Source organism: Paenibacillus chartarius, assembly GCF_042432825.1.
GTDB classification, from domain to species: Bacteria; Bacillota; Bacilli; order Paenibacillales; family NBRC-103111; genus Gordoniibacillus; species Gordoniibacillus chartarius.
In genome coordinates, this window is record NZ_JBHLWN010000081.1 from 1 (window position 1) to 18,606 (window position 18,606).

The window sequence follows — 18,606 nt, forward strand, 5'->3', positions numbered from 1 at the left end:
ACCTTTCTATTAATTCCATTTTAATAGGTTTGAGAGTTTACACAAAGAATTTTACAGCCTCCCGGCTAGCGGCGTATCCCGCGTTCGTTCCTATCAATTGTGCTTGGAGACTAAGAGCTTTCTATTGTAGAGGAAAGACTGACCCTCCCTGCGTCCATAAATAACGGTTCCTGGCGGATTTATTATACGTAATTTCTTGCTCAAATGGAAAATAGCGGATCCCCAGGGTCTTATTTTTCGCAAAACCCCTTGAATTCGTTCGTTTTCTGGGGTTTCGTTTCGAATAAGAGACTGGAAATCCGCTATTTTCTTAGACATCCGAGATTTTAATAAAATAACTCCCTGAAAATCCGCTATTGATTCGCCCACCCCCGTACGACACTTTCACCCTCACACGCCGCTCTTCATTAACGTAACGGCTTGCTGTCGATCCGCTCATAGCCGTGTGCCGGCTCTGCCGTCGTTCCCTCACAGCCGTGCGCCCTCCATACCTGCAGACCCCCACGTCAGAGCACCCACCATACCTCGTTTCCCCACAGCCGTGCGCCCGCCATACCTGCAGACCCCCACGGCAGTGCCACCCACCACATCCTCAGTCCCCCACGGCAGTGCCACCCACCATACCCTCAGTCCCCCACGGCAGTGCCACCCACCATACCCTCGGTCCCCCACGGCAGTGCCACCCGCCATACCCTCGGACCCCCACAGCCGTGCGCCCGCTCCCCATCGGTCCTACCGTTCAGCCGCCAACCCGCTCCGCCACCGGACGGCCGTCGGCATCCAAGACCAGCCGATACGACGGGTCGTTCTTCAGCTTCACGTTCCCCATCTTCATTGCCGGCTCGCTAAGCTCAACAACATCCCACTCAGCCGGGTCCAACGATACCAACGACTCGGCGGGCACACCCGCCCTGACTCCGACTGCAACCGCACGCTCCTCCAGCCAAGCCGAAGCCTCTTCGCGCGCCGCCTCCTCCTGCTCCCAAAATTTGACCCCATAATAAGCCAGCTGGTAATGATTCACCAGGATACATGTGTAAATTTGAGCTGTTTCGCGATGCTTCAATACAAACGGCATGTCCGCACGACTCCCTTCCGTCTCCCCCAAATAAACTTCTATAACGTCCCAGCAAAGAAGCCGGCCGCCCTCATCGGGCGCGCCGGCCTCACGCAAACTTACAGGAACTCGTTCTCGTGCTTCGCCTTCAAGATACTCCAGCGGCGCTCGACTTCCTTCTCGAACAGCTTGAGCGCTTCTTCGTACTCCGGCTTGCCCATGTGCTTTGTCTTGCCCATCATTTTCAGCCAGTCGCCGAGCGGCACCTTCTTGTTCTTCTCTTCCGGGTTGTACGTAATGTTCGTCACGCCGTGCTCCACTTCGTAGAGCGGGAAGAAGCAGGAGTTGACCGCTTGCTCGATGATCGTGGAGCCGTCCTGATCCTCCGACAGCCAGTTGAGCGGGCAGGTGATCAAGATTTTGCCGTAGACGAGACCCTCGTTCTGGGCATACCACTGCGCCTTCGCCGCCTTCTTCACAAGGTCCTGCGGGAACGCTTCGGCGCCTGTGAACACGTACGGGATATGCGTAGCGGCCATAATTTGCGCCGTATCCTTGTGGTGGAACGTCTTGCCCCCCTGATGCTTGCCGACGTTGGACGTCGACGTGCGGTGGCCGAGCGGTGTCGAGTAGGACAGCTGAGCGCCGGTGTTCATGTAGCCCTCGTTATCGTACTCGAGAATGATCATGCGATGGTTACGGAGCGCCGCACCGATCGCAGGTCCCATACCGATATCCATGCCGCCGTCGCCGGTAATCATCACGAACGTGAAGTCGTCCTTGAGGCCGAGCTCGTCAAGCTCCCCGCGGCGCTTGCGCTCCCAGAACATTTCGACGACGCCGGACAGCGTAGCCGCTCCGTTCTGAAACAGGTTGTGGATATAGGTGGCCTTGTGGGCGGAGTACGGATAGCCCGTCGTAACGACCATCGCGCAGCCGGTATGGTACAGTGCGACGATATCGCCCTCGATCCCTTTGAAGAACAGCTCCAAGCCGGAGAAGATGCCGCAGCCCGGGCACGCTCCGTGCCCCGGAGCGAGCCGCTTCGGCTTCTTGGTCAAGCTGCGAAGCGGCGGAATGCGGACGTTCAGCTTGCCCGTCTCTTCATCAGGCGTAACCGTGATCAGACCTGTTCGAAGATCCTCATATTTCATCGGCTCCAGCACGCGCTTCGGCGCCTTGGCCGGGTCTCCCGGCGTATGGCCGTAGTAGTCGAACGGCTTCTCTACGAAGCCCTTCTCGACCGCGTCGATAGCGAATTGGAACATGTTATGGCCGTCTTCGGCGTAGAAGTCTTTGCCGCCGAGACCGTAAATGCGGGAAATGACCATCGTGTCTTTCACGCCGTGCGTGAACAGCGCCGCTTTGATTTCGTTGACCATATTGCCGCCGTGGCCGCCGTACGAATCGGCGCGGTCGCCGACGGTAACGGCTTTCACGCCGCGCAGCGCTTCGGCGATCGCTTTCGCCGGGAACGGACGAATCAGGTTCGGTGCGATCGAGCCGGCCTTAATGCCCTTCTCGCGCAGCTGATCGACGACGTCCTTGATAATTTCCGAAGCGGAATTCATCAGGAATACGGCGACTTCCGCATCCTCCATGCGGTACAGGTCGAGAATCGGGTAGTCGCGGCCGGTCAGCTCAAAGTACTCCTTGCGGATGCGGTCATACACTTCCTCGGCGCGGTACATGGCCATCGACTGCTGGTAGCAGTTATTGATATAATCCGGCTCGTTCATGTAAGGTCCGACCGTAATCGGATTCTCGCGGTCCAGCGTCATCGGGAAGCCGGCCGGCGGGCGCTCTCCCACAAACGCATGAACGTCGGCGCGGTGCGCGAACGTCTGAACGCGGCGCTTCTGGTGCGAAGTGAAGTAGCCGTCGGAGGCAACGAGCACCGGCAGGCGCACTTCAGGGTCTTCGGCGAGCTTGATCGCCATAATGTTCATATCGTACACGGCTTGCGGATCGCGGCACATCAAGATCGGCCAGCCCGTATTGAGCGCGTAGTACAGATCGGAGTGGTCGCCGTGAATATCGAGAGGGCCCGATACGGAGCGACACACCAGGTTCATGACCATCGGGAAGCGCGTTCCGGACTGCACCGGCATTTGCTCCAGCATATACAAATAACCGTTCGCGGAAGTCGCGTTGAAGACGCGGCCGCCCGCCGTCGACGCGCCGTAGCAAATACCCGCCGAGCCGTGCTCGCCGTCCGCAGGAATGAGCTTGATATCGTGCTGGCCGTTCGCTTTCATCAGATCCAGGAACTGTGCGACCTCCGTCGACGGGGAGATCGGAAAATACCCCATGACGTGGTAGTTGATTTGGTGCGCGGCGTATGCCGCCATCTCGTTGCCGGATTCGTATACCATGCGCTGCTCGATCTTCGCTTGACCAAGCTCCCTTTTAACGTCAATGGACATGTGGGCTTAAGCCACCTTTCTTCGCATGATTCGGATTCAATCGATTATTTTGCCAATGCAAAACGATGAGGCACACGATGCGCATCCGCGTAGCCTTCTACCTCGCGGTTCGAGCTGAGCGCTTCCGTCGGGCAAGCCTGAACGCATTTCAGGCAGCCTTTGCAATATTGGTAGTCAATGCCCTGCAGGAACATTTGCGGCCTGCCCTTCTTGTCCGGCTGCTCGTCCCAGACGAAGCAGAAATCCGGACACACGTTGTCGCAAGCAGCGCAATGAATACATTTGTCGTCGGCAAAATGCGGCATCATCCCGGCGCGGGAGATGCTGAGATCTTTCAGGATCGAGTTGCCCGGATTCGTAATAACGCCCCCGATCGGCTGCGTCTCGTAGCCGAGAATAGGGGTATCGTGACGGACGAATGCCGGCATCGACTCTCCTTCGCCCAAGGTGAACGTTTGGAACTTCACCTCGTTGTAACCCCTTTCAAACGTGCGTATTGCAGGCTGAACCGCTTGCGGATATTTCTTCTCCAGCGATTTGCGGATAACGCCCTTCATATATTCGGGATCGAGGAACTCGCACATGCGGAACAAGCCGCCGAGCATCGCCATGTTGACGCGGTTTTTCTCCTCCAGAGAAATGCCGGTTGCATCAACAACGGCGATCGTACCGCCGATCAGCTTCAGGTTTTGTTTTAGCTCTTCAGGTGCTTTGGTCGAATTGACAAGTACAATGCTGTCTTCATATATCCCGCTTACTACGTTAATCGTCTTCGCTAACGCTTCATGGAACACGCCCACAACATGAGGACGTTCGATCGGAGAGGTATCACGGATGTTGGTGTCAATGTCGCAGAAGCGAATGTGCGCTTTTACCGCAGAGCCCTTCTTCTCGGAGCCGTACGAGGAAAAGCTGACCCCGTTCAGGCCGACGCCCATAACGCCTGCCTCCGCCAGCATTTTGCCGGCGAGATTGGCGCCAAGACCGCCGATGGATTCCAGACGAATCTCAAAGAAGCCGAGCTCGTTCATTTTGGGTAATGTGACCACTCCCAAGTCTCCCTTCCATAAGTAAGCTAGTAGAACTGTGAGAAAATTAGTACTAATCCCATTGTAGCAGGGAAATGCTAGGTGGCAACCATTTTTTGCCCAGATTATATATAAGCAAATCTTATATGGTAGCGCTCTCAAATAAATATGTTTATGCATGGACATCCATACCAAGATCGCATTCATACTCGCCACAATTGCATAGCGAAATCGCTTTCGGTTCACGATAAAATAGATTTGTCGTTCCAATCTTCACCAATCGCTAATGGACTACATCTACAATAAGAATGGAGAGCGGTATCATGAAGCCTTATCGAATCGCCGTCGCGGGCTGCGGCGGCATGGCCAACGCTTGGGTGGAATACGCTGTAAGCCGGACCGATGCGGAGATCGTCGCTCTGGCGGACATTCGGCTTGAGGCCGCACAAGCGATGGCGGAGCGTCACGGCTTGTCCTGCCCCGTCTTCACGGATATCGAATCGGCTATTCGGGAGAGCGGCGCCAACGTTGTATTCGACGTCACGATTCCCGCCAGCCACCACCATATCGGCGCGACTGCGCTTCGGCTCGGCTGCCATGTGATGGGCGAGAAGCCGATGGCGGCGACAATGGAGGAAGCGAGAGACCTGCTTCATGTAGCGGAGCAAACCGGCCGCTCGCTGTCCGTTATGCAAAACCGCCGCTTCAATGCGGGCATCCGCGCTTTCCGCAGCATCATCGAGAGCGGAACGATCGGGAAAGTCGGTTACGTTGGCGCCGATTTTTTCCTGGGACCGCATTTTGGGGGCTTCAGGGAGCAGATGGATAGTCCGCTCGTGCTCGACATGGCGATCCATACGTTCGATCAAGCCCGTTTCCTGACCGGAGCGAATCCCGCCACCGTGTATTGCCACGAATTCAATCCGGCCGGCTCCTGGTACGCCGGCAACGCGGCCGCGATATGTATATTTGAAATGTCCGACGGCTCCGTCTTCTGTTACCGCGGCTCGTGGTGCGCGGAGGGTGCGCCGACGTCGTGGGAGGCGTCATGGCGGATCACCGGCGAACGGGGGACCGCCATTTGGGACGGCCGGCAGCTCCCCTATGCCGAGATCGTATCCCCCGAACAGCAGCCGGGCAAGTTTATTAAAGATTACAAGAAGGTGGAGCCGGAGCCGGGCTGGAACGGACGGGAAGGCCACCAGGGCTGCCTGGACGACATGTTCGCGGCACTTGCGGAGAATCGCCCTGCCGAGACAGCCGGAAGCGATAATATCCAAAGCATGGCGATGGTGCTCGCCGCGCTGGAGAGCGCCCGAACCGGGCAGAAGGTCGATGTGCGGCAATTTATCCGGGAGGGTTGAGCGGAGCCATACGCCACAGCGCAAAGAAGCCCGTCTCCGCAAGGAGGCCGGGCTTCTTTGCTATTACTGGGATTCCCCGGAATGCGGCAGCTTCGCGCAAGCCGGGCAATATCCGAATATTTCGAAGCGATGGTGCAAAATCTCGTAGCCGCCCGGCAGCACGGCCGGATCGGGCATCGGACAATAATCCAGCGGCAGCGTCTTCTCGCATTGCACGCATATCAAATGATGATGATGATGGTTATGGCAGCTGGCCCGGAATTTCAGCCCGTCGTTCAGGTGCACTTGCTCGAGCACGCCCATCTCGCTCAGCAGCCGCAAGTTGCGGTAGATCGTATCGAAGCTGACGCCGGGGTATTGGGCCCGCATCGCTTCATACACATCCTTGGGGGCCAAATATCCCCCCGCTTCCGCGAACAGCTTCGCAAGCGAGCGCCGCTGCTCGGTAATGCGCCATCCCTTCGAGCTCATGGCGCGAATAATTTCATCTATCGTGTGCTTATGATCGTGTTCACGGTCATTGTCGTGTGATTGCATCGACATGCGGGTTCCCCTCGTTCTTCAACAAGTATAGTTTCATACTGCCGCAAAACGAGCCCGTTCGTCAAGTTACCCCTCTTCACGATCATTTCAGCGGCTTTCCTTGCGCCAGCAGCTCCATCGCTTTCGCGATGCGGGACGCCCGCGTCACCGCCCGTTTCGCCGCTTCAATCCAAACGACATATTCCTTCTGCCGCGAATAGCTCATCCGCGTGAACGCCTCATTCGCCTCGGCCTGCTTGGCGAGCGCAGCCGCCATATCGTCCGGCACCTCGACCGTACGCACTTCATCATCGCGCTCCAGCTCCACTTCCACCGAATCGCCCGACTGAACGCCGAGCCGGTCCCGAATATCGCCGGGCACAACCAAAATATGAAGTCCGCCGCCCTGCGGCATCAGCGAGCTGCGGAACGGCACGCCGCCGATCGTCCCCTTGACGGGCACGCGCGTCCGGACACCGAATTCCTCCTCTACGGCGAACGGCACGTTCAAATAAGTCCACGTCCCCGTCCCGGGCGGACGAATCAGCTCTGCTACAAACTTCTTCATAGGAGCACTCCTAACCTGACATCCGTTTGCTCCCAGTTTACACGCAGGATATTCCTTGAATCAAGAATTCAAAGGCATACGTCCGGTTCGCAAACAGCGTATAATCCGGATGCGTCTTCGCCTGCCAGCTGTCGTCGCCGCCGACGCCCATCTGCCGGTAGTTGACGCGCAGCACCGTCCGATCGCTCGGCGGGAGCTTATAGACGTGATCGTGAGCTTCCAGCTCGGCCGGCGTATACGGCAGCGCGTTCAGCTCCACCGTCGGCAAGCCCACTACCCGCAAGCCGATCCCATCGGCGCGGCGCAGCTCGGCCCAGCGGACGTCGACTTTGTTGCCGCACTCCTGCGGGCGCAAGTAAGGCACGAATTGCTCCTCGACCGTGCCCTCATAGATGCCGAGCTTGGCGCCGTGAGCGCGATCCCAATGGTTTTCATGCGGCCCTTTGCCATACCACTTGAGCGCATTCAAGCTGCCGTCAAGCTCGAACAGCATGCCGATCTCCGGAATTTCCGGCAGCTTCGCTCCCGGCTGCAGCTCCTCGCGGATCCGAATGCGTCCGTCTCCAAACACCGTATAAACTACAGTGCAGTAAGACGCCGTCGTCGTCGGCAGGCGGTAATCCGCTACAACCTCGGCGCGGTCCTCGTGCGATACGATGCTGAGGCTCAGCATCCGCCGCTCCATCCCTGCTTCGCGCCATGTTGCGCAGCGCTCCGGCAGCCCGTTGCCTTTGTCGTTATCCGTGTAAGCCCGCCAGAAGTTCGGCCGAGGCGCCGTACGCAGCAGCTCCGCTCCATGCACGGCGTATGACGTCAGCGCGCCAGTCAGCTTGTCGAACTCGATCCGGAAACCGTCGCCTGCAGCGATGTACGAAGTGTCGGTCTCTTCCGTATGCAGCTTGGCGGCCGGGCTCGCCGGCTCCGCATGCCGCACCTTCGCCGGCACGGTAAACTGCTCATACGCCACTTCGTGACCGGCGTCCGCCCACAACGTCGCCTGTTTCAACACTAGCGACACCGTCACCGTCGCATCGTACGCGGCGCTTCCGGGCTCGGGCAGCTTCACCGGCAGCGCAAACTCCACTACGGCTCCCGGCTCCCCATCGAGCTCCGTTGTCCCCGTCTCGACGGCAATACCGTCATGGCTTAGCTCCCAGCGGCATTCAAACGCGTTCAAGTTCGTAAACAAGTTCCCGTTCGTTACCCGCAGCCGTCCCTCTGTCAGCTTCACCGCTTCGAATTTCGCGTTTTGGTAACATTTTTTCACTTCAAACAGCTTCGGGGTGACGGTGCCATCCGCAAAAATCAGCCCGTTCCCGCTAAAATTGCCGTCGTTCGGCGTATCCCCGAAGTCGCCGCCGTAGGCCAAATATTCGATGCCGTCCGCCGTCTTCGTCCGCAGCGCCTGATCGATCCAGTCCCAGATGAAGCCGCCCTGCAGCGCCGGATATTTCTCGAACAGCTCCCAATATTTGTACAGGTTGCCGCACGAATTGCCCATCGCGTGGCTGTACTCGCACAGGATGAACGGCTTCTTCGGCTTGGAGCGCGCATACTGCTCGAGCACGGCCGGAGGCGAATACATGTGGCTCTCGATATCCGACGCCGCATCCCACTTGCGGGCATGAAATATCCCTTCGTAATGCACAAGCCGGGACGGGTCGGCCGAACGGAAGAAATCATGCATCGCGATAAAATTGTCCCCGCCCCACGACTCGTTGCCGAGCGACCAAATGATAACCGACGGATGGTTCTTGTCCCGCTGCAGCATCGAATTGGCGCGATCGAGCACGTTCGCCTTCCATTCCGGCTTGGAGCCGGGCACGACTCTCGCGCTCTCGTTCTCGGCGCCGTACTCCCAGCTGCCGTGCGTCTCCAAATTCGTCTCGTCGATCACATACAGGCCGTATTCGTCGCACAGCTCGTACCAGACCTGCTGATTCGGATAATGGGACGTCCGAACGGCGTTAATGTTGTGGGCCTTCATCAGCTTCACGTCGCGCACCATCTCCTCGTAGGAGACGGCCCGGCCGTTGTCGCAGCCGAATTCATGGCGGTTGACGCCCTTCAGCAGAATGCGCTTGCCGTTGATGGTCATCAGCCCGTCCTTCAGCTCAAACCGGCGGAAGCCGACCTTGCACGATACCGCCTCAACCAGCTTGCCCGCGGCATCCGTCAGCGTCAAGACCAGCGTGTACAAATTCGGCGACTCGGCGCTCCATTGCAGCGGGTTCGGCACATGGCCCGACAGCTGTACCCGGCGCTCCGCCGAGCTGTCCAGATCGACCTCAACCGTCAGCGGAACAGACAGCACCCGCCCTCCGCCGCCGTCCACCAGCAGCGCTTCGAGCTTGTACCGCCCGATCGGATCGGCGAACGCGCTCGTTACCGTCGCTTTCACCGCAAGATGACCGTCCCGGTAATCGTCGTCCAAATCGGCCGTTACGCCGAAATCGTACACATGGGCAAGCGGTGTGGAGTACAAATACACATCCCGGAAAATACCGCTCATCCGCCAGAAATCTTGATCCTCCAGCCAGCTCGCGTCGCACCAGCGGTACACCTCAACGGCCAGCTTGTTCTCGCCGGCGGTCACATAAGGCGTCAAATCGAACTCCGCCGGTGTGAACGTGTCTTCGCTGTAGCCGACCAGATCGCCGTTGACCCATACATAGAAAGCCGACTCGACGCCCTGGAAGCTGATGTATACCGGCTGGCCTTCCCATTCGGAAGGCACCGTGAACGTCCGCACGTACGAACCGACCGGATTGTACCGGGTCGGCGCGAACGGCGGCTGAATGTCCTCCTTGCCGTGCCACGGATACCGGATATTCGTATATTGCGGGTAATCGTAGCCCTGCAGCTGCCAATGGCTCGGTACCGGAATCTCGCTCCAGCCGCCGGTGTCGTAATCGAGCTTATAGAAGTCGGCAGGGCGCCGGTCCGGCGATTCGGCGAAGCTGAACTTCCAGCTGCCGTTTAACGATATGGTATACGGAGAAGCCGCACGGTCGCCCTGCAGCGCTTGCTCCACCGACGGAAACGGCATGAGCGCAGCATGCGCTTTCATTCGATTCAGCTCGAAAATGTCAGGATTGTTGTTCCACTCCGGATAGCCGTTCTGCGGCGGTACATAGGAAAATTTGCTTGGTTTCGGCATGTCGGCACCTCATTCATGTTCTTATGACCTCATACCTCTAGTGTAATCAAAAGAGGGGAGCGCCGAAATCCAAACATTTTCTCATCAATGCAACAATATGAAGATTTTCGTGCATAGCGATATGGGGACTCCTCAATATAGAGGACTCCCCGAATACGAGTGAATTCGTTTGAAGCTAATGCAGAAGCGAGTCGTTTCGGATCCATCTGCCGCCTTCGTCGGTGCTGCGGTAAAACAGCGTTGCCGTACGCAGTGCGCCGCGCGCCGCCTCCTCCGCCGAGTCGAACCGGTTCTCCGCAACAATGTGAGGATCGGCATTGTCCGCGCCGCGGTAATAATGACTGAGCTCGAAGAAGTAATGGCCGTGCCGATTGCGGAAAATGCTCACGCCGATCTCCTTGCCGTCGATGCGGGCTTTCAGCTGATGTACGATTTCGTGAACGGCTTCGATGTCGGGGTGAATATTTTCGAGTTCGGATAAGTTCAACATAGCTGCCTCCGGAACGATTTTTCGATTAAGGTACCCCGGCTTATGGAAAAATATGCCCCGCTGCCCGCCGAACCCGCTAACCGCCAGCGAAAGCTGTACGTAAGGGAAACCTTTCCTGCCATATGTAAACGAATTGTAAATTTCCCCCTGGCTATGACTAGTCTTTTTTCCGGAGGGATATACTGCTACAAGTCTAGTAACAAAGGAGAGAATCATGAAGACTATCGTTCGAGGGGCAGTCGCGGCCGCCGCTGTACTTCTTGGTGCGGGAGCCTTCCTCCTCCTGCAGGCGAACAGCGGCAAGCCGCCGAAGCTTGAAGCCGCCCAGCGTGAAATTTGGAAATCCGACGCCTACAATTACATTCTCGAAATGGATGCGGACGATGTCATCATGTACAACTATACGAAGGACAGTCTGCTGCCTTTCGCCTACGGACGCCGGGAACCGGACGGCCTGATCGTGGTTGACCATGTGCACCGCCATTCGCTGTTTAATTTGTTGATATGGGAATCAACGCCGATCGGGCGCTTCCGGGATGGCGTTCTGCGCGACGATCTCGGCTACGAGAAGAAGTTCCAGCGCATCACGGAGCTGCCGCAGGTCCGTATCAACCAATTTACTAAAGATCCTGAGCAGAACTTCGAGGCGTTCTGGCAAATTTTCGATGAGAACTACTCCTTGTTCGCTTTGAATAACGTCGATTGGAAGGCGTTGTACGCCGAGAACCGGCCCAAGGTCACGCCGAAGACGACCAATGAAGAGCTGCTGGGCATCATGACCGGCATGATTCGGCAGCTCAAAGACGGTCACACGCAAATCATCCCCGGATTAAGCAGCGAAAGCTCCAAGCCTGCCGAGGACGACCGGGAGAAGCTGTACGCCGACAACCGCAAGAAGCTGAAGACGAACATCCGCAGCTATTTGAGCGGGGAACCGAAAAGCGAGCTGAACGATAAAGTGCTGTACGGCCAGCTGGAGGGCAACCTCGGTTATGTAGCGTTCGATTCGTTCATGGAATTCGATAAGGATGCCATCGATGCGGCGCTGGACCGGCTCGTCCGCGACCAGGGAAACTACCGGGGAATTGTCGTCGATCTTCGGTTTAACGGGGGAGGCACGGACGTGTTCGCCCTGGACGCCGCAAGCCGATTCGCCAAAGAGAGGGCGCTGGCCTTCTCGAAGCATGCGCGCAGCGGCGGGTATACGGAATTTTACAAGCCTACGCCGATCTACGTGGAGCCTCATCAGAATCGCGTCCAGGCGGAACGGGTCGTCGTGCTGACGAGCCGGGTAACCGCAAGCGCGGCGGAAGCGGCCCGGATGGCGTTCGGCACGATGAAACACGTTACGATCATCGGCGAAACGACGAACGGCATCCATTCCGATATGCTGATGAACATTTTGCCGAACAAGTGGCTCGTGACCCTAAGCGCCGAACAGTATATCGCTGCCGACGGCAAGGTGTATGAGCAAATCGGTCTGAAGCCGGGCGAAGAGGTGCTTCTTCAGAAGGCGGATATCGAGGCCGGCAAAGATCCGGTGCTGGAGAGGGCGATCGCGTTGTTGAAAAAATAAAGTAAAGCCCAGGCCATCACGGAATGGCTTGGGCTTTCATCGTTTTCGTGCTAAGCCGTATAGCGGGCGGCGGGACTTCCCTTACTGTCTACTGCGCCCCTATCCATCCGCCCGCTTTACCGCCGGTTGAGGCGAAACGGCTGCGGGCCCGCCCGCTGCGGACTTGCTTTTCCAAAACCAGAGCAGGATTCCCGCATGCAATGCGGCCAAGATCAAGTACACATTGCTGAAAATCGCCCCGCTCGCCTGTCCGTTGACCGGATTCCAGGGGGCCGCCGCGCCGATATCGACAAGCTTGCCGTACACGCCGGTTGCGATGCCCATAGACAAAAAGTTCAGCATGCCGAACAGCCCCATCCCGACCCCGGACTGTTCTTTCGGCAGCACCTGCGACACGGAATTCGACATCGCAATTTGCATAAATGATTGGCCGACGTTGCCCAGGATCAATATCGCCGCCAGCCATACAGGGGCCGCCGCGGTGAAGGTCGACATCAGGAGGAAGCAGGCGAGCAGCAGGCCCGATGCGGTGTAAAACAGCGCCGGGTTGCCTTTGCGGTCGGCCAGCTTCCCCCCTCTGCGCCCCAGCAGCGCCGAAGCCGCCGCAGCAGGCATCATGACAAAGCCGATCCAATAAGGGGGAAGCTTCTGCACCTCACTGAGCAAAATCGGCGTGAGATAAAAGAACGATGTGCCGATGGCAATGATGCACGCGGCCTGTGCGACCCCCATCGTATAATGGCGGTTGCGGAACAGCTCCGGCTTGACGAACGGCTCCTTCACCGAACGGATGCGAAGAACGAAGATGAAGAGCACGACCGCAAAGCCGAATGCCGCTCCCCAGGAGCCGTTCGTGATGCCGAGCAGCAGCAGCGTGACGGCGCCACCGAGCAGTCCGCCGCCGATCCAGTCGAACGGCTTCGCTTCGCCTTTGTCATTACCCAGGTAGCGGTAATAATACGGGAGGGTAAGCAGCAAAAGCAGCGGAATGACAAACAGCCACCGCCAGTGGGCAACGGAAACGATCAAGGAGGTGACGATCGGACCGAGCACACTGCCAAGAGCCAGCCCTGACATTAATGTGCCTAGGGCTGCTCCCCTTCGCTCCGGAGCTACGTAACGCACCGGAATGAGCGTCGCTGTCGCCGGTACGGCCGCAGCTCCGGCGGCTTGCAGGCACCTCGCGGCAAGTGCCGCTCCGTACGATTGCGAGACGAGACCGAACAGCGAGCCTGCGGCGAAGACGAGCAAACCGAACGTCAGCAAATGCTTTAGCGCGTAGCGGTCCGCCAGCTTCCCGTAGGTGACGGTACCGATGGCATAAATCAGTGTGTAAGCCGACGTCAGCCAGCTGACCTCCGCCATGGTCAGGCCGAATTCCTGGGAGATGCGGGGCAGCACGATCGTAAACATCATGGCGCTCATCGACGACAGCATCATTGTAATCATCAGCAGACGAATGAGCACAGGGTTGTCTGCCGTATTGGTTTTCGCAATCATGGTATCATCCTCCTTCGAATGTATGCATGTACTTACTTGCATCTAATGTGAGAGAACGGCTAGGGGGTCAGCGCCCTAGTGAACGTTCGAACACTTTCTTGAATGAAAGCCTCCAGCGAAACGTTCGCAAACGTAGGTTCCGCGCTCAAGCTCGTCATGAAGGCGCCGTGATTCATCCACATGAACGATAAGGCCTGCAGCTCCATATTCGTGTCGATCAGCTTGCCCTGGTCATGCATCGTTTGAAAGTAATTCGTCAACAGCTCTTTTAAGATCCGAGGATGCTTGTTCACCTTCTCCCGAAAGCCGACAATAATGTTGGACTCCTTGACGGCGATCTGCAGCATTTTCCGGTTGCGGTTCATAATCTCGTGGTACGTCCTGCCGATCAGCAGCAAATCGGTATGCAAATCCCAGACGAGCTTCTCTTGAAACAGCTTCGTCATCTCGTCTCCGTAATGGAACCGGTGAAATGCGGCCTCGAGCAGCTGCAGCTTCGTGCCAAAGTTGCGAAACAACGTCACTTCGTTCACGCCCGCCGCCGCCGCGATTTCTTTGGTCGATACGCCGTTGTAGCCTTTTTCCGCAATCAATTCGATCGCTGCCCGAAGGAGCTTGTCGCTGCTGCTTTCCGTTTTGTCGGTCACGCTGATGTACACCTCTCGATGCAAGTGTTCACTTACATTTTATAGCCATTATATGCCATCTCTCCGGATTTCGTCAAGCAGCTATTCGTCCTGCTATTCACTGCGTTCTCCAACATCGGCGTTACGGAATCCGTCAAATTAAAAAAGAGAGGTTCCCCCCTCTTCGCATGTTTGCATTAGCTTCATTGGTCACGCACGGCTATTTTTACTTCTATTGGAAATATCCAACCATACCGCGAACACTAAAATGCTGCCTTTAACCAAATACTGCCAGAAGGATTCCAAACCCATCAACGACATTCCGTTGTCCAAAGACGTCATCACCAATGCGCCGAGAATAGCCCCGCTTACTTTGCCGGAACCGCCCATAAGCGAAGTCCCGCCGATCACGCAAGCTGCAATGGCATCCATCTCGGCCATATTCCCCGCCGTAATCGTAGCCGACGACAACCGGGAAGTCAGGACAATCGATGCAACGGAAGCCAGCAAGCCGCTGAATACAAAAACCATCATCGTTTTGAGCTTGATGTGAATCCCGGACATCCGCGCTGCTTCGATGTTTCCCCCAATGGCATATATATGGCGGCCGAAAGTCGTCTTCGTCGATAGCAGAGAAAATAAAACAGCCAGAACAGCAACGAAGATGATCGGGAACGGAATTCCTTTGTAACTGTTTACAACCAGTACAAAAGCGACGACGAGCAGACTAAGGCCGACTGCCTTCAACAAGTCGAAGGCGAGAGGTTCGACCTGGAATCCATAGCGAAGTCTGGATTTCCGTTTGTTGTATACGGACCAGAGCAGGCATGATATCGTGATGGCGGCGAGGATCCAACCAAACCCTTTGGCAAAATAAGCATTGCCCATCAGCGCGAATACGGGATCGGAAATAGGGACCGTCATCGATTCGGTTATCCCCATCAATAAGCCCCGAAACACTAGCATACCGCCTAATGTCACAATAAATGCCGGAACCGCCTTATAGGCGACAAGCCATCCCTGCAGCATGCCGAGCACCAAGCCGACCGCGATCGTTCCGAGAATGACTATGATCGTCGGCTGTCCCATCCAATTGCTAAGTATGGCCGCAATCCCGCCCGTCAATCCGACGATCGAGCCTACGGACAAATCGATATGGCCCGCTACGATGACCAGCACCATGCCGATAGCCAAAATCGATGTTACCGACATTTGCGTAAATAGGTTGGACAAGTTGCGAGGGGTCAGGAACGTTTCGTTCAATACGCCAAATAATATCCATATTAATATTAATGCACCCACCATCGTGTATGCACGGACATCCATTTTGAATAAAGATTTCCACTGTATTTGATGCTTTCCGATTTCCGTCTGATGCGAATACGAATTCACGTTTATTTCCCCCCAGTAGCGGCTAAAATAATATTTTCCTGCGTCGCTTCCCGATAGTCGAATTCCTTGATAAACCGCCCTTCGCACATCACCAATATCCGGTCGCTCATCCCGAGCACTTCCGGCAATTCCGATGAGATCATAATAATAGCGACACCTTGTTCGACCAGCCGATTCATCAGATTATAAATCTCATATTTGGCCCCGACATCAATTCCCCGCGTTGGTTCGTCCATGATTAATATTTTCGGATCGGACATCAGCCATTTCCCGATGACTACCTTCTGCTGGTTCCCTCCGGATAAAGTGCCGACCGGAGTTTCCAGAGACGACGTCTTTGTACGCAGTTCCTGTACATACTTCTGACCCCACTTAATCTCTTCATTCTCATTAATAATACCGAATCTGGAAACCCGATCCATCGTAGCCATTGTCGTATTGGTCTTCACATCCATAGTAAGGACTAGCCCTTGGCGCTTGCGATCTTCCGATACGAGTCCGATGCCCGCACGAATAGCGTCCGATACCGATCGAATACTGACGGTTCGCCCCTCGATCCGTACCTCCCCTTCCGTCCTTCCCTCGTAAGCCCCGAAGATGGAAGTGACGAGCTCCGTACGTCCTGCCCCCATCAAGCCTGCAATTCCTAAAATTTCGCCTTTTCGCACTGAGAAATTAACGTCTCGAATAATCTTTTGATCTTTATTTTCTTTATGCCATACTGAATAATTGCGAACCTCGAGAACGACTTCTGTCGGCTTATGCTCGACTCGCGGATAGCGGTCGGTCAGCTCGCGTCCGACCATCAAAGAAATCACATGATCGTCATTAGTAAGTTTTGTGTCAAGCGTGGAGATCGTATGTCCGTCACGAAGTACGGTGATGCTGTCGGAAATACGAAAAACTTCAGGCATTTTATGTGAAATATAGATGCAGGAAACACCGCTGCGGCGAAGATCATGCAAGATGCCCATCAGAATTTCGACTTCGCTTTCGGTCAATGCGGCTGTCGGCTCATCCAGAATAAGTATTTTGGTATGCTTGGATAACGCCTTCGCTATTTCGACGAGCTGCTGCTGGCCGATACCCAGTGATCCTATTTTCGTATCCGGCTTCATATGAAGTCCTACCCGCTTTAACCAGACGGACGCGTCGTGATAAAGCTGATCCCATTGGATGAGACCCCGTTTGCTCAGCTCGCGGCCCAAAAAAATGTTTTCCCCGATGGTCATATCTTTGACCAGTGCCAGTTCTTGATGGATGATCGAAACCCCGGCATTCTCGGCATCCGTTATGTTGTGAAATTCCTTTTTGTCCCCGTTAATGCGTATTTCACCCGTATACGTCCGTGCGGCGTATAGACCGCTCAATATTTTCATCAGAGTGGATTTGCCTGCCCCATTCTCGCCGCAGAGAGCATGTATTTCTCCTTGACGCACCTTGAAATTCACGTTGTTAAGCGCCTTAACACCGGGAAATTCCTTGGTAATCTCAATCATCTCCAGTGCGTACATAACTCCAGCTCCTAACCAATTCGCATCTCAAAGAGTAGAGGCGGAAGCGGCTGCCAGCGCCGCCTCCCCTCCCAATTGAACTCATTGCTTCGGCCATTGATCCTTCGGCACGTTCTTATAAACGTCCTCTACCTTGTGGAAGCCGTCCTTGATCACCGTATCCGCCAAGTTGGACTTGTCTACCGCAATCGGATCCAGCAGAACGGAAGGAACGTCAACTTTTCCATTGTTGACTTTGCTGGAAGCACCGTCTACTTTGCCATTCTTCGCAAGAGCAACCGCCATTTCGGCCGCTTTGGTCGCAATCGATTTGATCGGCTTGTAAACGGTCATCGTTTGCTTACCTTCTGCTATCCGTTGAACGGCCGCCAAATCGGCATCTTGGCCGGATACAGGAATTTTCCCCGCCATGCCTTGAGCTGTCAGCGCTTGAATGGCGCCTCCGGCCGTTCCATCATTGGCTGCAACGACCGCTTGAATGTTGTTTTTATTGGCAGTCAGCGCATTTTCCATATTCTTCAGCGCTTCCTCAGGCTTCCAGTCTTTGGAGAACTGATCGTATACAATTTTGATATCGCCTTTATCCGCCAAAGGCTTCAATATATTCATGGCGCCTTGCTTGAACATATGAGCGTTGTTGTCCGTATCCGCGCCGCCGATGTAAACAAAGTTTCCTTTGTTCACTTTGTCCGTAATCGCTTTCGCTTGTATTTCGCCTACTCGAACATTATCGAACGAAACGTAGTAATCAACATCGGAGTTTTTGATCAGCCGGTCATAGGAGATCACTTTAATGCCTTCTTTATGCGCTTTCTCTACAATCGGCGCTGTTGCTTCCGCATTGTGCGGAATGACGACGAGTACGTTGACTTTTTGCGAAATGAGCTGCTCCGCTTGGCTCAGCTGCGTTGCATCGTCACCGTTGGCCGCAAGTACTTTCACTTCACCGCCGAGTTCCTTCACCTTCGCGGTGAACAAGTCGCGGTCCTTCTGCCAGCGTTCTTCCTTCAACGTATCCATCGACATCCCGATCACGATTTTACCGTCTGCTTTTGTCTCGGCAGCGGCTCCAGCTCCGGTACCGCTCGTTTCTTTGCTGTCCGTCGATACGACGCCGCAGCCTGTTGCAGCTACGGTCAGCAGCAATGCAGCGAGACCCCAGCCCGTTACTTTATACAACGTTTTCAATCTTCCCATTCTCCCCTATTATGCAGATTAGCAAGCGGAATGCGCTTACAAGTTGATTGTAGCAAACGCTAATAGGGCTTCCCACAGCGGAGGCTTGCACTTCTTTGCCTTGAATCAGCACTCCTTTGCTTTGTCTTGAAAGCGGTGCCATTTCATTTTCAGGAACTTGCATTTTCCTGTCTCCCACAGCAAAAG

General features: G+C 55.7%; 15 protein-coding genes. 2 read left to right on the forward strand and 13 right to left on the reverse strand.

Annotated elements, in window-relative coordinates; all coding sequences use genetic code 11:
• Window positions 1–739: 739 nt before the first annotated feature.
• The 3 genes from ACFFK0_RS21970 to ACFFK0_RS21980 form a co-directional block, all read right to left on the reverse strand.
• Window positions 740–1,078 (reverse strand): hypothetical protein, encoded by a 339-nt coding sequence (locus tag ACFFK0_RS21970; protein WP_377472506.1) that lies wholly within the window; start codon window positions 1,076–1,078, stop codon window positions 740–742.
• 98 nt (window positions 1,079–1,176) lie between these two features.
• The gene (locus ACFFK0_RS21975) at window positions 1,177–3,483 is read right to left on the reverse strand and encodes a thiamine pyrophosphate-dependent enzyme (RefSeq protein WP_377472507.1); all 2,307 of its coding nucleotides are present in this window, start codon (window positions 3,481–3,483) and stop codon (window positions 1,177–1,179) included.
• 44 nt (window positions 3,484–3,527) lie between these two features.
• A complete protein-coding gene (locus tag ACFFK0_RS21980; RefSeq protein ID WP_377472508.1) occupies window positions 3,528–4,532 on the reverse strand; it encodes a 2-oxoacid:acceptor oxidoreductase family protein in 1,005 nt (334 codons plus the stop codon).
• Window positions 4,533–4,834: 302 nt separating this feature from the next.
• On the opposite strand from ACFFK0_RS21980, the gene ACFFK0_RS21985 reads away from it, so the two are divergent.
• Window positions 4,835–5,875, forward strand: coding sequence for a Gfo/Idh/MocA family protein (locus ACFFK0_RS21985; RefSeq protein ID WP_377472509.1), 1,041 nt, complete (start codon window positions 4,835–4,837; stop codon window positions 5,873–5,875).
• A gap of 63 nt (window positions 5,876–5,938) precedes the next feature.
• Here the strand turns inward: ACFFK0_RS21985 and ACFFK0_RS21990 are convergent, their stop codons facing one another.
• From ACFFK0_RS21990 to ACFFK0_RS22005, 4 genes are all read right to left on the reverse strand, one after another.
• Window positions 5,939–6,418, reverse strand: coding sequence for a Fur family transcriptional regulator (locus tag ACFFK0_RS21990; RefSeq protein WP_377472510.1), 480 nt, complete (start codon window positions 6,416–6,418; stop codon window positions 5,939–5,941).
• A gap of 82 nt (window positions 6,419–6,500) precedes the next feature.
• Window positions 6,501–6,965 (reverse strand): DUF1905 domain-containing protein, encoded by a 465-nt coding sequence (locus tag ACFFK0_RS21995; RefSeq protein ID WP_377472511.1) that lies wholly within the window; start codon window positions 6,963–6,965, stop codon window positions 6,501–6,503.
• Between the two features lie 37 nt (window positions 6,966–7,002).
• Window positions 7,003–10,125 carry a beta-galactosidase, LacZ type gene (lacZ, locus tag ACFFK0_RS22000; RefSeq protein WP_377472512.1) on the reverse strand — a complete coding sequence of 1,041 codons (3,123 nt, stop codon included), beginning with the start codon at window positions 10,123–10,125 and terminating at the stop codon, window positions 7,003–7,005.
• 175 nt (window positions 10,126–10,300) lie between these two features.
• On the reverse strand, window positions 10,301–10,615 hold the full coding sequence (locus ACFFK0_RS22005; protein ID WP_377472513.1) for a hypothetical protein: 315 nt from the start codon (window positions 10,613–10,615) through the stop codon (window positions 10,301–10,303).
• Between the two features lie 214 nt (window positions 10,616–10,829).
• On the opposite strand from ACFFK0_RS22005, the gene ACFFK0_RS22010 reads away from it, so the two are divergent.
• The gene (locus ACFFK0_RS22010) at window positions 10,830–12,191 is read left to right on the forward strand and encodes a S41 family peptidase (protein ID WP_377472514.1); all 1,362 of its coding nucleotides are present in this window, start codon (window positions 10,830–10,832) and stop codon (window positions 12,189–12,191) included.
• A gap of 99 nt (window positions 12,192–12,290) precedes the next feature.
• On the opposite strand, the gene ACFFK0_RS22015 is transcribed toward ACFFK0_RS22010, so the two are convergent.
• From ACFFK0_RS22015 to ACFFK0_RS22040, 6 genes are all read right to left on the reverse strand, one after another.
• Window positions 12,291–13,691: an MFS transporter gene (locus ACFFK0_RS22015; RefSeq protein WP_377472516.1), complete on the reverse strand. Its 1,401-nt coding sequence runs from the start codon at window positions 13,689–13,691 to the stop codon at window positions 12,291–12,293.
• Between the two features lie 59 nt (window positions 13,692–13,750).
• On the reverse strand, window positions 13,751–14,338 hold the full coding sequence (locus ACFFK0_RS22020; protein WP_377472517.1) for a TetR/AcrR family transcriptional regulator: 588 nt from the start codon (window positions 14,336–14,338) through the stop codon (window positions 13,751–13,753).
• Between the two features lie 189 nt (window positions 14,339–14,527).
• On the reverse strand, window positions 14,528–15,643 hold the full coding sequence (locus ACFFK0_RS22025; RefSeq protein ID WP_377472546.1) for a sugar ABC transporter permease: 1,116 nt from the start codon (window positions 15,641–15,643) through the stop codon (window positions 14,528–14,530).
• A 68-nt stretch (window positions 15,644–15,711) separates the two neighbouring features.
• Complete coding sequence (locus ACFFK0_RS22030; RefSeq protein ID WP_377472518.1) at window positions 15,712–17,223, reverse strand: xylose ABC transporter ATP-binding protein; 1,512 nt, start codon at window positions 17,221–17,223, stop codon at window positions 15,712–15,714.
• Between the two features lie 81 nt (window positions 17,224–17,304).
• On the reverse strand, window positions 17,305–18,402 hold the full coding sequence (gene xylF / locus ACFFK0_RS22035; RefSeq protein WP_377472547.1) for a D-xylose ABC transporter substrate-binding protein: 1,098 nt from the start codon (window positions 18,400–18,402) through the stop codon (window positions 17,305–17,307).
• On the reverse strand, window positions 18,395–18,583 hold the full coding sequence (locus ACFFK0_RS22040; protein WP_377472519.1) for a hypothetical protein: 189 nt from the start codon (window positions 18,581–18,583) through the stop codon (window positions 18,395–18,397). The genes xylF and ACFFK0_RS22040 overlap by 8 nt, the downstream gene beginning before the upstream one ends.
• Between the last annotated feature and the right edge of the window lie 23 nt (window positions 18,584–18,606).

Coding starts and splice junctions, on each gene's coding strand:
- ACFFK0_RS21970 (WP_377472506.1), bottom strand. CDS start 1,078: ATGCCGTTTGTATTGAAGCATCGCGAAACAGCTCAAATTTACACATGT.
- ACFFK0_RS21975 (WP_377472507.1), bottom strand. CDS start 3,483: ATGTCCATTGACGTTAAAAGGGAGCTTGGTCAAGCGAAGATCGAGCAG.
- ACFFK0_RS21985 (WP_377472509.1), top strand. CDS start 4,835: ATGAAGCCTTATCGAATCGCCGTCGCGGGCTGCGGCGGCATGGCCAAC.
- ACFFK0_RS21990 (WP_377472510.1), bottom strand. CDS start 6,418: ATGTCGATGCAATCACACGACAATGACCGTGAACACGATCATAAGCAC.
- ACFFK0_RS21995 (WP_377472511.1), bottom strand. CDS start 6,965: ATGAAGAAGTTTGTAGCAGAGCTGATTCGTCCGCCCGGGACGGGGACG.
- lacZ (WP_377472512.1), bottom strand. CDS start 10,125: ATGCCGAAACCAAGCAAATTTTCCTATGTACCGCCGCAGAACGGCTAT.
- ACFFK0_RS22005 (WP_377472513.1), bottom strand. CDS start 10,615: ATGTTGAACTTATCCGAACTCGAAAATATTCACCCCGACATCGAAGCC.
- ACFFK0_RS22010 (WP_377472514.1), top strand. CDS start 10,830: ATGAAGACTATCGTTCGAGGGGCAGTCGCGGCCGCCGCTGTACTTCTT.
- ACFFK0_RS22015 (WP_377472516.1), bottom strand. CDS start 13,691: ATGATTGCGAAAACCAATACGGCAGACAACCCTGTGCTCATTCGTCTG.
- ACFFK0_RS22025 (WP_377472546.1), bottom strand. CDS start 15,643: ATGGATGTCCGTGCATACACGATGGTGGGTGCATTAATATTAATATGG.
- ACFFK0_RS22030 (WP_377472518.1), bottom strand. CDS start 17,223: ATGTACGCACTGGAGATGATTGAGATTACCAAGGAATTTCCCGGTGTT.
- ACFFK0_RS22040 (WP_377472519.1), bottom strand. CDS start 18,583: ATGCAAGTTCCTGAAAATGAAATGGCACCGCTTTCAAGACAAAGCAAA.